General features: G+C 71.6%; 15 protein-coding genes. 9 read left to right on the forward strand and 6 right to left on the reverse strand.

What is annotated here, in order from left to right:
- Nucleotides 1-497: 497 nt before the first annotated feature.
- Nucleotides 498-1,781, reverse strand: coding sequence for a tyrosine--tRNA ligase (tyrS, locus tag ACFHWT_RS22090; protein ID WP_416596574.1), 1,284 nt, complete (start codon nucleotides 1,779-1,781; stop codon nucleotides 498-500).
- A gap of 229 nt (nucleotides 1,782-2,010) precedes the next feature.
- Here tyrS and ACFHWT_RS22095 point away from each other — a divergent pair, with 229 nt between their 5' ends.
- Both ACFHWT_RS22095 and ACFHWT_RS22100 read left to right on the forward strand, forming a co-directional pair.
- Nucleotides 2,011-2,502, forward strand: coding sequence for an OsmC family protein (locus ACFHWT_RS22095; protein WP_416596575.1), 492 nt, complete (start codon nucleotides 2,011-2,013; stop codon nucleotides 2,500-2,502).
- A 125-nt stretch (nucleotides 2,503-2,627) separates the two neighbouring features.
- Complete coding sequence (locus tag ACFHWT_RS22100) at nucleotides 2,628-3,662, forward strand: App1 family protein (protein WP_416596612.1); 1,035 nt, start codon at nucleotides 2,628-2,630, stop codon at nucleotides 3,660-3,662.
- A 40-nt stretch (nucleotides 3,663-3,702) separates the two neighbouring features.
- Here ACFHWT_RS22100 and ACFHWT_RS22105 read toward each other — a convergent pair whose 3' ends face one another.
- On the reverse strand, nucleotides 3,703-3,876 hold the full coding sequence (locus tag ACFHWT_RS22105; protein WP_416596576.1) for a hypothetical protein: 174 nt from the start codon (nucleotides 3,874-3,876) through the stop codon (nucleotides 3,703-3,705).
- A 17-nt stretch (nucleotides 3,877-3,893) separates the two neighbouring features.
- Between ACFHWT_RS22105 and ACFHWT_RS22110 the strand changes: the two genes are divergently transcribed.
- From ACFHWT_RS22110 to ACFHWT_RS22120, 3 genes are all read left to right on the forward strand, one after another.
- Nucleotides 3,894-4,685, forward strand: coding sequence for a hypothetical protein (locus tag ACFHWT_RS22110; protein WP_416596577.1), 792 nt, complete (start codon nucleotides 3,894-3,896; stop codon nucleotides 4,683-4,685).
- Nucleotides 4,682-5,389 carry a hypothetical protein gene (locus ACFHWT_RS22115; protein ID WP_416596578.1) on the forward strand — a complete coding sequence of 236 codons (708 nt, stop codon included), beginning with the start codon at nucleotides 4,682-4,684 and terminating at the stop codon, nucleotides 5,387-5,389. Before ACFHWT_RS22110 ends, ACFHWT_RS22115 begins: the two co-directional genes overlap by 4 nt.
- A gap of 81 nt (nucleotides 5,390-5,470) precedes the next feature.
- On the forward strand, nucleotides 5,471-6,127 hold the full coding sequence (locus tag ACFHWT_RS22120; RefSeq protein WP_416596579.1) for a TRM11 family SAM-dependent methyltransferase: 657 nt from the start codon (nucleotides 5,471-5,473) through the stop codon (nucleotides 6,125-6,127).
- On the opposite strand, the gene ACFHWT_RS22125 is transcribed toward ACFHWT_RS22120, so the two are convergent.
- Nucleotides 6,036-7,454, reverse strand: a complete 1,419-nt coding sequence (locus tag ACFHWT_RS22125; RefSeq protein ID WP_416596613.1) for a hemolysin family protein — start codon at nucleotides 7,452-7,454, stop codon at nucleotides 6,036-6,038. The genes ACFHWT_RS22120 and ACFHWT_RS22125 overlap by 92 nt on opposite strands.
- A 215-nt stretch (nucleotides 7,455-7,669) precedes the next feature.
- Here ACFHWT_RS22125 and ACFHWT_RS22130 point away from each other — a divergent pair, with 215 nt between their 5' ends.
- The gene (locus ACFHWT_RS22130) at nucleotides 7,670-8,500 is read left to right on the forward strand and encodes a sulfotransferase family protein (RefSeq protein WP_416596580.1); all 831 of its coding nucleotides are present in this window, start codon (nucleotides 7,670-7,672) and stop codon (nucleotides 8,498-8,500) included.
- Here ACFHWT_RS22130 and ACFHWT_RS22135 read toward each other — a convergent pair.
- Entirely contained in the window at nucleotides 8,476-9,798 is a 1,323-nt protein-coding gene (locus ACFHWT_RS22135; protein WP_416596581.1) for a helix-turn-helix domain-containing protein, read from the reverse strand. The genes ACFHWT_RS22130 and ACFHWT_RS22135 overlap by 25 nt on opposite strands.
- Before the next feature lie 54 nt (nucleotides 9,799-9,852).
- Between ACFHWT_RS22135 and ACFHWT_RS22140 the strand changes: the two genes are divergently transcribed.
- Together ACFHWT_RS22140 and ACFHWT_RS22145 are read left to right on the forward strand one after the other, a co-directional pair.
- A complete protein-coding gene (locus ACFHWT_RS22140; RefSeq protein ID WP_416596582.1) occupies nucleotides 9,853-9,993 on the forward strand; it encodes a hypothetical protein in 141 nt (46 codons plus the stop codon).
- 73 nt (nucleotides 9,994-10,066) lie between these two features.
- On the forward strand, nucleotides 10,067-10,333 hold the full coding sequence (locus ACFHWT_RS22145) for a hypothetical protein (RefSeq protein WP_416596583.1): 267 nt from the start codon (nucleotides 10,067-10,069) through the stop codon (nucleotides 10,331-10,333).
- 50 nt (nucleotides 10,334-10,383) lie between these two features.
- Here ACFHWT_RS22145 and ACFHWT_RS22150 read toward each other — a convergent pair whose 3' ends face one another.
- Nucleotides 10,384-11,037, reverse strand: a complete 654-nt coding sequence (locus tag ACFHWT_RS22150) for a DNA-3-methyladenine glycosylase (RefSeq protein ID WP_416596584.1) — start codon at nucleotides 11,035-11,037, stop codon at nucleotides 10,384-10,386.
- A gap of 68 nt (nucleotides 11,038-11,105) precedes the next feature.
- Between ACFHWT_RS22150 and ACFHWT_RS22155 the strand changes: the two genes are divergently transcribed.
- Nucleotides 11,106-11,441 (forward strand): antibiotic biosynthesis monooxygenase family protein, encoded by a 336-nt coding sequence (locus ACFHWT_RS22155; protein ID WP_416596585.1) that lies wholly within the window; start codon nucleotides 11,106-11,108, stop codon nucleotides 11,439-11,441.
- A 22-nt stretch (nucleotides 11,442-11,463) separates the two neighbouring features.
- On the opposite strand, the gene argH is transcribed toward ACFHWT_RS22155, so the two are convergent.
- The gene (gene argH / locus ACFHWT_RS22160) at nucleotides 11,464-12,927 is read right to left on the reverse strand and encodes an argininosuccinate lyase (protein ID WP_416596586.1); all 1,464 of its coding nucleotides are present in this window, start codon (nucleotides 12,925-12,927) and stop codon (nucleotides 11,464-11,466) included.
- Nucleotides 12,928-12,933 lie beyond the last annotated feature (6 nt).

Raw genomic sequence — 12,933 nt, forward strand, 5'->3', positions numbered from 1 at the left:
CACCCACACCAAGCAGGCAACCCCACCAGGGCCATCCGTCCCACCCGACTTCCGCCGGGCACTTTTACTACCTTACTCCGACTCTTTTGCCCCGTCAACCCGGGTTTTTCCGGATCATAGTGCTTCGTGCCGGTTTGACCGCCTGGTCGAACACACAGTGTCACCTAAGTGTTCGTACCCGGTTTTGCAGGCCGGCCGCGACGTTTCCGTCGACTCGCCCGGTGCCCTGCGGTCATCAACCCTAGCCGGTCGGTCTCGCCGCTCCAAATCGGCCCCGGCTCTGCCGGTGCGACCCCTCGCGGCCCCGCCCGCCCAGTTCCGTTCGGTGCGAACACCCGGACCTGGAGGTTGTCCCACAGTTCCGGCCGGTCACCTTGGCTGCGTTGCGGCTCCGGTGTTTCCGTCCGTTCCCCTGCGGGCAGAGAGAAAGTTACGCGCCCGCCCGATCAGTCGTCAAATCGAGCGTACGCGTCCCACGTCACAACGTCGACCGACGCCTATCTGACCAGCTCAACCCCGGCGAACGTGCGCTTGCCACGGCGCAGCACCAGGAACCGGCCGTGCAGCAGCGTCTCGGCCGCAACCACTGCCTCGACGTCCGAAACCCGCTGATTGTTGAGGTAGGCACCGCCTTCGGCGATAGCCCGACGTGCCTCGTTGAGACTGTTGACGAGTCCCGACTCCTTCAGCAACGTGGCCACTGCCGGCATCTCGCCGGTCACGGTCAGCAGGCCCGCCTCACGCAACGCGGCGTGCAGTGTCTCCGGAGCCAGTTCGTCTAGCGACCCCCGGCCGAACAGGGCCTGGCTGGCGGCCACCGCCTGGGCGGCCTCCACCGGACCGTGCACCAGGGCGGTGAGCTCCTCGGCCAACGCGCGCTGGGCGATCCGCGCCGCCGGCCGGGCCGCCGACTCCCGCCCCAGTTCGGCGATCGTCTCGCGATCCTGGAAGCTGAAGTAGCGCAGGTACCGCCCGACATCACGGTCGTCGACGTTGACCCAGAACTGGTAGAAGGCGTACGGGCTGGTCAACGCGGCGTCCAACCAGACCGCGCCGCCCTCGGTCTTGCCGAACTTGGTGCCGTCCGACCGGGTGACCAGCGGCGTGGTGAAACCGTGCACCGGGCCGGCTCCACGGCGGCGTACGTAGTCGACCCCTGCAGTGATGTTGCCCCACTGATCGGAGCCACCGAACTGCAGCAGACAACCGTGCCGCCGGTGCAGCTCGAAGAAGTCGTTCGCCTGCAGCAGCTGGTAGCTGAACTCGGTGAAGCTGATGCCGCTGTCCAGCCGGGCCCGAACCACCTCACGGGCCAGCATCCGGTTGACCGGAAAGTGCTTGCCCACGTCCCGGAGAAACTCGACGACCGACATCGGCCCGGTCCAGTCCAGGTTGTTGACCGCCCGCGCCGCGACCGACCCGGTGAACGAGACGAACGGCGCGAGCTGGTCGCGGATCCGGTCCACCCAGCCCGCCACCACCTCGGGCGGGTTCAGGTTACGCTCACCGCCCTCCTTCGGGTCCCCGATCTGCCCGGTGGCCCCGCCGACCAGCAGCAGCGGCCGGTGTCCGGCAAGTTGCAGCCGACGGGCGGTGAGCACCTGGACCAGGTGGCCCACATGCAGGCTGGGGGCCGTCGGATCGAAGCCGACGTAGAAGGTGGTGGGGCCGCTCAGCTGCCGGCCCAGTTCGGTCACATCCGTGGCATCCTGGATCAGGCCTCGCCAACGCAGCTCGTCCAGCACGTTGGGCGTACCGGCCGGGTCTTGTTCGTCCGTCACGGCGCGATTGTCCCTCATCGCCGACCAGTACGGACATCCGGTTTCCGACCTGCGGCGCAGGTCGCCCCGAGTCCGTGAACCCATCGGGCCGGTCGTTGACCGGCGGGTCCCACGGGCCGAATCGTCCGGCCCACCGGGCAGTGCCACCCGGCTCTGACCGGCGGGCCGCCGGGCGGGGTGCAATGAGAGTGCCGGCAGGGCAGTCGAGCGCCGGCGGAGGGAGCCGACGGTGAACAGCATCGAGTCGACGACCGAGCTGCGTGACAGCAGCCAGCCGGTCACGGTCGGACCGACCGAATCGACCCGCCAGCCGGCGGAGCAGCCCGGACTGACTGTGCGGCACGTCGACGGCGAACGGTACGTGGTGCAGGTCCGTGGCCACCAGATCGTCGTCGACCAACCGGTCAGCGGCGACGGCTCGGACAGCGCACCGACGCCGGTCGAGTTGTTCGTCGCCGCACTCGCGTCGTGTGTGGGGTACTACGCCGGCCGCTACCTGGTCCGGCACGGACTGTCTCGGGACGGGCTCGCCGTCGGTGCCCGGTACGTGATGGCGGCCGACCGGCCGGCCCGGGTGGCTGCGGTGCGGATCGAACTGAGCGTTCCGGACGAGCTGCCGGCCGGACGCCGGGCTGCGCTGCGGGCTGTCGCCGCGCACTGCACGGTGCACAACACTTTGCTCGACCCGCCCGAGGTGGAGATCGAACTGGCCTCGACCTGACCTACGGCGATAACGCCGGATCGGCCGGTGTCGGCGGCGACACCGGCCGGCTGAGCGGGTTTCACGTCGTCGCTCACCGCGCCGTGCCCGCAGCGGGCGGCTGTGGCAGGGTGGCACCCGTGGCGATGACACCCGTGAGCCCGGCGGCACGTGGCGCACACCGGGCCGTCCGGCTCGAGGATGCCATCCACGCCCTGCTGGAGCGCCGGCTGCGGCGACGCGGCTGGGATCTCACGCTCATTCCGTACACCGGCTACGGCGCGCCGGGCTGGGTCCGGGTGATGGCCCGGGTGCTGCTGGGTCGGCCTGATCCCCCGCTCCGACGGGCGAAGAAGGTACGGGGTTGGCGCAGCTTCGCCACCCTGCCGGTCAAGGACGCGCCGGTGGTGATCGAAGCCGGTGGCAAGCGGCACGAGGTCCAGGCCGACCGGGGCGGGTTCGTGGACACCGTCGTGCCGGCCGATCTGGAGCCTGGTTGGACGTCGGTACGGCTGCACAGCGGTGACTCTGAGCCGGTCGACGCGCCGGTACGCATCGTCGACCCGCAGGTCCGGTTCGGCATCATCTCCGACATCGACGACACGGTCATGGTGACCGCGCTGCCCCGGCCGATGCTGGCCGCGTGGAACACGTTCGTGTTGGACGAGCATGCCCGGGCCTCGGTCGCCGGGATGGCGGTGCTGTATGAACGCCTGGTCACCGCGCATCCGGGTGCGCCGGTGCTCTACCTGTCCACGGGTGCCTGGAACGTCGCGCCGACCTTGAGCCGCTTCCTGTCCCGGCATCTCTACCCGGCCGGCCCGCTGCTGCTGACGGACTGGGGTCCGACCACCGAACGGTGGTTCCGCAGTGGTCGGGACCACAAGCGCGCCAGCCTGGCCCGGTTGGCGGAGGAATTCCCGCAGATCCGCTGGCTGCTGGTGGGCGACGACGGGCAGCACGATCCGGAGATCTACGCCGAGTTCGCGGCGCAGCATCCGGACAGCCTGGCGGCGGTGGCGATCCGTCGGCTCTCGCCGACCCAGGCGGTCCTGGCCGGCAATCTGCCGGCACCGGCCGGTGAGACCTCCAGGGCTGCCGGGCCGGGTGGCCGGCGGTGGTTGTCCGCACCCGACGGTGCCGGCCTTGCGCACCTGCTGCGCGAGGCGCGACTGCTGTGACCGGCCGCCGGCGGAGCCGGCGGCTCGGCTGACCGACGGCTCACGTTGGGGGCGGGGCGTCCGCCGGGCTGGCCTCGACCAGGCGCTGTCGGAGCCGGTCGCGAATCTGTTCGGCAGTGTAGGCCCTACGGCGTCGTTCGGCCCGGACGACGACCGCTCCGGTCGCGGCGACCCCGACGAACGCGGCCAGGCCCATTACTTTCCACCAACGCATCGGCCTAGGGTAGTCGAGTGACCGGCCAACCACTCTCCCTCGACGCGGCGGTCGAGCTGACCCGCACCGGTGACCTGTGGCTGTTCCGCGGGCGAACGATGCCCGACCGGGCGATCCAGATGACCACGAACAGCCCGGTGAACCATGTGGGGATGGCGGTGGTGATCGAGGATCTCCCGCCGCTGCTGTGGCATGCCGAGCTCGGTCGGTCGCTGCCGGACATGTGGTCGGGCAGCCACCACAGGGGGGTCCAGCTGCACGACCTGCGCGACGCGGTCACGGTCTGGGCACGGCGCTACGGTCAGCGAGCCTGGCTGCGGCAGTTGGAGCCGCCTGCCGACAGCGCGATGGAGGATGCCGTGCTACGGACCGTCGCCCGGTTGGACGGCACCCCGTTCCCGTCCACCGCCGCGCTGGCTTGGCGGTGGCTGCGAGGTCGTGCCCCGTCCGTACGGCGGGCGCCGCTGGCCGGCGTGGTACGCGACCGGTTGGCCAGCTGGTTGCCGCCGGTCGGTCGGGGCACGACCGGCGCCGAGGCGGCCGAGGTGCCGGGCGGCGCCGAACCGTCGGCTGACGGTGCTGCCGGCCGGCCGGATCTGGAGAGTGTCTACTGCGCCGAGGTGGTCGCGGTGACCTACGAGGCGATGGGGCTGCTGCCAGCGGGCCGGCGGACCAACTGGTACGACCCGGGCCGGTTCTGGAGCGGTGACCGACTCCGGCTGAGCGACGGTGCGCAGCTCGGTGTGGAGATCGCGGTCCGGGTTCCGCCAGCGACCGTCGGACGGCGGGCCGCCGGCACATCGGGATGACCGGCGCCGACGGCCGACCTGCGAACGATCAGCCGGCTGGCGAGCCCGGACGACCTGCCAGCGGTCTACCAGCTGGCGAGTCCGACGAGGACCGGTCCGCCCGGTGGGAACGGCGACTGGCGGTGCCGGTGCTGGTCGCGGCGCTGGCCTCGGTTCCGGCGGTGTTCCTCACCCTCGCCGGTGGGGCCCTGGCAACGGTCGGTGAGGTCCTGCACTGGGCGAGCGGAGCGGTGCTGGTCGCCGAGACCGCCGTACTGCTGGCCTTCTCCGCCGACCGGCTGGCCTGGCTACGGCGCAACCGGGGGCTGGTGACGCTGACCCTGATCGTGGTCCCGGTCACCATCCTGGCGTTGGGGCCGCTGCAGGTGTTCCGGTTGATCTACACGGTAGGCACGTTACGGCTGGTCCGGGCCCGGCGGATCGTGCGTGCTGTGCTCGTGCTGCACGGCCGGTTCGGGCCGAGCGGGCCGTGGGCGACCGCGTTCGCCCTCGGCGCCGGAGTGCTGGTCGCCGCGTTCGTGGCGATCACGTTGGTGGATCCCACTTCCCGCTCCCGGATACTGCTGCAGGACTGGTTCGGCTGGACCGGCAGCGGTCACGCGGTCGCGGTCTGCCTGGCCGGAGCGATCGTGTTCGCTGCCACCTGGGTGGCGCTGCGCAACCGTCGCCAGTCCGGGCGGGGCGACGAGGCGGCGCCGGAGTAAGCCCGGCAGGGTCGGAGTAGGCCGTGCGCCAGCGACGCAGGGCGGCCGGCCGCCGCGACTGCCGCGAGGGACAATGGTCGGGTGAGACCGTGGCTGCAGCTGACCAGCACCGACCTGATCGCCCAACTGCCGGCCGGCGAGGACCAGCAGGTGCACTTTCCGGAGGCTCTGGTCGAGGCGGTGATCGACGAGTACACCACGCCCGGGCAGACGGTGCTCGACCCGTTCGCCGGCTATGGCACCACACTGGTGACCGCGGCGCGGATGGGTCGACGGGCGACCGGCGTCGAACTGCTGCCCGACCGGGTCGCACTGATCCGGCAGCGGCTCGCCGGGGCGGCCGGTGCCGAGATCGTCGACGGTGACGCGCGGAAGCTGATTGGCGTGGTCGACGGGCCGTTCGACCTCTGCCTGACCTCACCGCCCTACATGGACGCGACGGACCATCCGGAGAACCCGCTCAACGCCTACGAGACCCTCGACGGTGACTACGCCAGTTATCTCGACGAGATCGGTGACGTCTTCGGGCAGGTCGCCGAGTTGCTGCGGCCGGGCGGCCACGCCGTGGTCAACGTGGCGAACATGCGGGTCGACGGTCGGGTGACCACCCTCGCCTGGGACGTGGGTCGGGTGATCCGCGCCCATCTCACTCTGGTTCAGGAGTCGTTCCTGTGTTGGGACCACCAGCCCGACTGGCTGACCGGTGACTACTGTCTGGTCTTTCAACGGCCGAGCTGAGCGGGCGGTCCTCGGCGTCGGAGCGGTCGCCGTCACCCGCGCGGTCGCCGTCGTCCCGCGCGGATCGGCGCAGCCGTACGCCACTGATGGCGTGGTGGTCGACGGAGGCGACGGTGATGGTCCAGCCGTCGACCCGGACCGACTCGCCCGCGTCGGTGGGAATGTGGCCGAGCCGGGCCAGCACCAGACCGGCGACGGTGGTGTAGTCGCCGGCCGGGCGGCCGGGCAGGTCGACCCCGATGTCCGGCAGGTCGTGCACGGGGAAGGTCCCGGGGACCAGCATGGTGCCGTCCGGCTCGGTGCGTACCGCGCGGATGTCCCGGTCGGTCTCGTCGTAGATCTCGCCGACGATCTCCTCCAGCACGTCCTCCAGGGTGACGATGCCGTCGACGGCACCGCGTTCATCGACGACCAGCGCGATGTGCTGGCGGTGTGTCTTGAACCGGCGCAACGCGTCAACCACCGGCAGCGACTCGGGCAGCAGCATCGGCGGGCGGGCGACCGCGTCGACCGGCCGGTCGTCGGGTACGCCGACCAGGTCACGCAGGTGGATTACGCCGACGGTCTCGTCCAGCATCCCGTTTCGGACCACCGGCGCGCGGGAGTGCCCTGAGGTGGCCAGCACGATCCGGGCCGCCTCGGCGGACGTCCCGCTGTCCAGGGTGAAGACCTCCAGCCGGGGCACGAGCACGGCCCGCAGCCGCCGGTCGGCGATCTCCAGTGCCCCGGAGATGATAATCTGCTGCTCGGCGCTGAACGCCCGGTGACCGGCCACGATGTCGCGCAGTTCGTCCGGGCTGATCTCGTCGCGGGTTGCCTTCGGGTCGCCGCCGACGAGGCGGACCACGAGGTCGCTGGTGGTGCCGAGCGCCCAGACCGCCGGCCGAGCCAGGCTGGCCATCATGTCGAGGGGCCGGGCCACCGCCAGGGCCCACCGTTCGGCCCGCTGCATGGCCACCCGTTTCGGGGCCAGTTCGCCGAAGACCAGTGTGACGAAGGTCAGCGCCAGGGTGATCAGCACGATCGCCACCGGCTCCGCGGCCCGGCCGAGCACGTCCAGCGCTGGCACCAGCGGCTCGGCCAGGGACACCGCGGCGGTGGCCGAGGCCAGGAACCCGGCCAGGGTGATGCCGATCTGGATGGTGGCGAGGAACCGGTTCGGGTCCTTGGCGAGTTTGGCCAGGACGCGACCCGTCCGACGGGACCGTTCCAGCCGCTGCAGCTGGCTGTCGCGCAGTGACACCAGGGCGATCTCGCTACCGGCGAAGACCGCGTTCAGCACCACCAGGATCCCGACCAGCGCGAGTTGTGTTCCGTACCCCTGCACGTACGCACCTTTCATCGCCGCCGTCGTGACCCGGATTCCGTCGCCGGTGTGCTGCGGCCTGCATTGCCCACCCGGACCGAATGCGAATCCTGCCACCCGTCCGGGTTTCCGGGCCGGTCGGCCCGCAGGTCACCTGGCATCCGCCGTCGCAGTGCCCGGCTGGCGGGCGAAGACCCCTAGCATTTTCTCAGCAAGATTTCGTAGTGTCGGGTCGTATGAGCTGGAAGCATCACCTTGCCGTACGGATCGCCCGGTCGACCGGAATGCAGATCACCCGCCGGGGCGGCCGTCCCGCCTTCGTCCGCCGCCCGCACCGGCTGCTGCGCCAACCGGTGTTCATTCTGTCGTCGGTCCGGTCGGGGTCGACACTGCTGCGAATGATGCTGAACAGCCACTCTTCGCTCTACGCCCCGCACGAGCTGCATCTGAGCAAATTGCGGGTGGAGTTCAGTGACCACTACATCACGGACAGCATGGGCGAGTTGGGCTGGGACGCCCAGGAGGTCACCCACCTGCTGTGGGACCGGGTGTTGGACGCGGCGTTGCAGCGCAGCGGCAAACAGGTCCTGGTCGAGAAGACCCCGCACAACGTGTTCATCTGGACCCGGATCGCCCAGGTGTGGCCGGACGCGCGGTTCGTGTTCCTGCTGCGCCACCCGGCCGCGATCCTCGACTCGTGGTCCAGGGCCCGGCCGCAGCAGACGCCGCAGGAGGCGGCTGAGAGCGTCGGCCGGTACCTGACCAAACTCGCCGAGGCCCGCCGGGTGCTTCCCGGACACACGGTCCGCTACGAGGATCTGGCCGCCGATCCGACGACCGAGACCCGGCGCATCTGCGAGTTCCTTGGTCTGGAGTGGGAATCGGACATGGTGGAGTACGGCCGTTTCGACCATGGCCGGATCAAGGCCGGGCTGGGTGACTGGACCGGACGGATTCGTACCGGCACGGTCCAGCCGCCCCGGGAACTGCCGGCCGACGTGGCGCTGCCGGGTCCACTGTTCGAGGTGGCCCAGGGCTGGGGCTACCCGGCCCGACGGGACGGCTGAAGGCCGAGGTGCACCGCGGCGGTGGCCTTACGGAACGCCTCGACGGCGCCGACCGGATCGCCGGTGTCGGCCAGCACGTCGCCGAGCTCGGCCCAGGCCCGGGACGCCTGTCGCGAGGCGCGCAGCCCGCTGAGGGTCGCGGCGGCGCCGGCGAACATCTCCCGGGACTCGGTGATGTCACCGGCGGCGGCCAGCGCCGCGGCCAGCGCGGTCTGCGCCCGGGCCCGCTCCAGATGTGCCTGCCCACCGAGTTCGGCCAGCGACCGCCGGGCGGTGCGCACCGCGCCGGCCACGTCGCCGTCCAGCAGCAAGGTGCGGGACAGTTCGGTCAGTACGTAGCCGCGGTCGATCCCGCCGCCGACCTCGGTGAGCTCGCGCAGCGCCCGTTCGAACGTCGTGCGGGCCTCGCCGACGCGGGGTGGAGTGTGGCTGAGCAGGATGCAGCCGTAGGCGGTGAGCAGCCGGGCGGCGCTGCGTCGGTCCCGGTCCTGGCGGAAGAAGGCCAGCGCCTCCTCGGCGAGTTCCAGCGCCTCGCGGTAGCTGCCCTGTTCGCAGGCGACCTGGCTGGCGTTCCAGAGCACCGCGGCCCGGGCCCGGGGTGAGCCGATTCGGTCGGCGCGCTGCAGGCCTTCGCGCAGCAGCCGTTCGGCCTGTCGCAGGTCGCCCAGCTCGGAGTGGGCGGCGGCGACCGTGGCGAGCAGCCGGACGGCGTCCTCGGACTCCCAGGCACCGAGGCGGTCGACGCGGTCCAGGGTGCCCATCCCGACCTCGATCACCCGTTGCAGCTCACCGAGCTCGTAGAGGCACCGGATCCAGCTGATCACCATGCCGAGCGAGGCGACGAACGCCGGGCGGTCGGGGTTGTCGCGCAGCAACGACTCGTACTGCTGGGCGGCTTCGGCCAGCCGGCCCTGCTCGGCCAGCGCGCGGGCCAGGCCGAGCTGCGCCTCGGTCCGGGTCAGCGGGTCCGGCGCGGCGGTGGCCAGGACGCTGCTGAACTGTCGTTCCGCCTCGGTCGGGTCCCCGGCCTCAATGGCGAGCCGACCGTACGACAGGGTCAGTGCGGCGGGTCTTGTCGCGACCGCGTCCGCCTCCCCGGCGAGTTCGGCCACCGAGCAGCCGAGGGTCTGCGCCAGCTCGCGCAGCACCTCCGGCTTGGGTGACCGGCGCCCGGCTTCGAGCAACGAGATGTAGCTGACCGACAGGCTTCCCCGGGCCAGCTCCCGCTGGGTCATGTTGCGCGCGACCCGCAGGGCTCGCAGCCGCCGGGGGAAGTCCGGGTGAACTTGTTGACTCATGTCCGGCCCCCTAATTTACTGCACGGAGGTTTATACCACCGTCGAGGAGGGCCGATGAAGTTGTCTCGCGTGGCGTTCGCCGTCGCGCTCGTCGCCGTGTTGGCGGTGGCGGGGGTCGGCGGTACGGCGGGGCCGGGTGGTCAGTCCGGGGCGGATGCGCGCGGCTGGCCGTCCTGTTGCGGGATCGAACACTAGATCTTGTCAACTTATTGACTGCCTGAAAGTCAACTGCCTACTCTACCGGAGTCAACAGCTCCGGAGGTCGCCCGTGTCCGAGCCCTCGTACCACCCCGGTCCACGGCTCTCCCAACAGGAGACCGCAGTCCTGGTCGCCTACCTGTCCGGGCTGACCATGGTCGCCTCCGCCCGTCGCGTCGGAGTCGGTCTCGGCACCGCCAAGCAGTACCTCGAGCGGGTCAAGCGCAAGTACGCCGCAGCCGGCCGCCCGGCACAGACGAAACTGGAGCTTGCCCGGCGCGCCGTCGAGGACGGCCTGCTGCCATGGGCGGAGCAGCCATCGCGTCGCGCCGGCTGACCGCCTGCCGCCGCACCGATCTCCCGTCATCCGATCGCACCGATCTCCCGTCATCCGGTCACGCTCGGTGACCCGGTCCGGCCGCCGCGCGGCCGGGGAGCAGCCCTGCGGTACGCGCTGACCGTCGGCTCGCCGGCCAACCAGAAGCGCCATGGCGTATGCGGGGCCGCGCCCACGCCCACCCTGGGGCCGGTGCGGACAGCTCCGGCCGGGACCGGCACCGGCGATGGCGTCAGCGACACCGGGCCGGTGCCGTCGAGCACCGACGTACCGTTCGCCGCGCCGTCCAGCCCGAGCGCTGCCATCAGCCGGGCCGGGCCACGGGCCAGGTCCCGGTCCGGCACCTGCGGCCCACGCCGCCGCCGTGCGGACCCCTGCCCGGCGACGACCTCACCGGCCCGCAGCAGCACCGCCGCCGCCTGTCCCGGCGCACCGGTGACCACGTTGCCGCACCAGTGCATCCCATAGCTGAAGTAGACATACAGCCGACCGGACGGCCCGAACATCGGGGCGTTACGGGGCGTACGGCCCCGGTGGGCGTGCGAGGCGGGGTCGGCGCCGACCCCGGCGTACGCCTCGACCTCGGTGAGCCGGACCTCGACGTCGCCGACGGCGACCCGGCAACCCAGCAACGCGCGGGCCGCGACGTCGACCGGTCCGGCGAGCACCGTCGCGAGATCGCCGACCGGCGCGGATGGTCTCATGATGCCAGCACAGCACAGCGGCGCAGCATGGCGCAGCGACCCAGCACACCACCGCCAGGGAGCGACCGATGAATCCCGCCGACACCCCGCCACCGCCGTACTACCTGGTGGTCTTCGCCTCCACCCGCACCGACGACAGCCACGGCTACGCGGCCACCGCCCGCCGGATGGTGGAGCTCGCCGCCGCGCAGCCGGGCTTCCTGGGCGTGGACAGTGCCCGGGATCCCGACGGGATCGGCATCACCATCTCCTACTGGCGTGACGAGGAGTCGATCGCCGCCTGGCGTCGACACGTCGAGCATCTGATCGCCCAGGCCGATGGCCGGGCCCGGTGGTACGCCAGCTTCGCGGTGCACGTGGCCCGGGTGGAGCGGGCCTACCGGTTCCCGCCGCCCACCCGGTGACCGGACCCGGCCGACGGCCAGGTCAGCGGGGCACCACCGACTCGGCAGCCCACCGCCGCCACCCGGACAGCTGCTCGGTCACGGCGGCCAACTGGTCGGACACCGGGCCGGGGCCGGTCGAGCCCGGCGTGGTCCGCACCGCGAGCGCCGACCGTACCGAGAGCACGTCCCGGACGCCAGCGTCCAGGTGCTCGCTGACCAGCCGCAGGTCGTCGTCGGAGACCTCGTCGAGCGCGCACTCCCGGGCCGAGCAGAGCGCCACCAGCTTGCCGGTGACTTCGTGCGCGTCCCGGAACGGCACACCCTTGCGGACCAGCCAGTCCGCCACCTCGGTGGCCAGGGTGAACCCGGCCGGGGCGGCGGCGGCGAGCCGGTCCACCCGTACCGTCATGGTGGAGATCATCCCGGCCAGGGCCGGCAGCAGCAGTTGCAGGGTGTCGACGGCGTCGAACGCCGGCTCCTTGTCCTCCTGCATGTCCCGGTCGTAGGTCAGCGGCAGCCCTTTGAGCATGGTCAGCACCGCCACCAGCCCGCCGACGAGGCGGCCGGACTTGCCCCGGGCCAGCTCGGCGATGTCGGCGTTCTTCTTCTGCGGCATGATCGACGACCCGGTGGCGAAGGCGTCGTCGAGCTCCACCCAGCCGAACTCCTGCGAGGTCCAGAGCACCACCTCCTCCCCCAGCCGGGACAGGTGCACCCCGATCATCGCGGTGACGAACAGGAACTCGGCGGCGAAGTCCCGGTCGGCGACCGCGTCCATCGAGTTGGCGAACGAGGTCCGGAAACCCAGGTCCTTGGCCACCGCTACCGGATCCAGCGGAAGGCCGGAGCCGGCCAGCGCGCCGGCACCCAACGGTGACACGGCGGTACGGGCGTCCCAGTCGCGCAACCGGTCCAGGTCGCGCAACAGCGGGTGGACGTGGGCCAGCAGCCAGTGCCCGAACGTGACCGGCTGGGCGTGCTGTACGTGGGTCATCCCGGGCGCCGGGGTCTCCAGGTGCCGCTCGGCCTGCTCGACCAGGGCACCGGCCAGCTCGACCAGCTGGGCGGCCAGGCCACGGGCGTGGTCGCGCAGATACAGCCGCAGGTCGGTGGCGACCTGGTCGTTGCGAGACCGGCCGGCGCGCAGTTTGCCGCCGAGTGAGCCGAGCCGCTCCAGCAGGCCGCGTTCCAGCGCGGTGTGCACGTCCTCGTCGTCCACGGTCGGCCGGAACGACCCGGAGGCGCAGGCCGCCTCCAGGTCGTCCAACGCGGCCAGCATCCGGCCCAGTTCGTCCGGGTCGAGCAGGCCGGCGGCGGCCAGCACCCGGGCATGCGCCCGGGAGCCGGCGATGTCGTACGGGGCCAGGCGCCAGTCGAACTGGACGCTGACCGACAACCGGGCCAGCGCCTCGGCCGGCCCGCCGGCGAAGCGGCCACCCCACAGGCTGGTGCGGTTCGGGCTGGCGGTGTTCTCGGTCAGGCTCTTGTCGTCCACGGCGACCATTGTCGG

The sequence above is a fragment of the Micromonospora sp. LOL_021 genome, assembly GCF_048060215.1.
Classification (GTDB): domain Bacteria; phylum Actinomycetota; class Actinomycetes; order Mycobacteriales; family Micromonosporaceae; genus Micromonospora_E.

What these genes read in the sequence shown, in the direction of transcription:
- ACFHWT_RS22100 (WP_416596612.1), top strand. Translation starts at nt 2,628, where the DNA reads ATGACACCCGTGAGCCCGGCGGCACGTGGCGCACACCGGGCCGTCCGG.
- ACFHWT_RS22105 (WP_416596576.1), bottom strand. Translation starts at nt 3,876, where the DNA reads ATGCGTTGGTGGAAAGTAATGGGCCTGGCCGCGTTCGTCGGGGTCGCC.
- ACFHWT_RS22115 (WP_416596578.1), top strand. Translation starts at nt 4,682, where the DNA reads ATGACCGGCGCCGACGGCCGACCTGCGAACGATCAGCCGGCTGGCGAG.
- ACFHWT_RS22130 (WP_416596580.1), top strand. Translation starts at nt 7,670, where the DNA reads ATGAGCTGGAAGCATCACCTTGCCGTACGGATCGCCCGGTCGACCGGA.
- ACFHWT_RS22135 (WP_416596581.1), bottom strand. Translation starts at nt 9,798, where the DNA reads ATGAGTCAACAAGTTCACCCGGACTTCCCCCGGCGGCTGCGAGCCCTG.
- ACFHWT_RS22140 (WP_416596582.1), top strand. Translation starts at nt 9,853, where the DNA reads ATGAAGTTGTCTCGCGTGGCGTTCGCCGTCGCGCTCGTCGCCGTGTTG.
- ACFHWT_RS22150 (WP_416596584.1), bottom strand. Translation starts at nt 11,037, where the DNA reads ATGAGACCATCCGCGCCGGTCGGCGATCTCGCGACGGTGCTCGCCGGA.
- ACFHWT_RS22155 (WP_416596585.1), top strand. Translation starts at nt 11,106, where the DNA reads ATGAATCCCGCCGACACCCCGCCACCGCCGTACTACCTGGTGGTCTTC.
- argH (WP_416596586.1), bottom strand. Translation starts at nt 12,927, where the DNA reads ATGGTCGCCGTGGACGACAAGAGCCTGACCGAGAACACCGCCAGCCCG.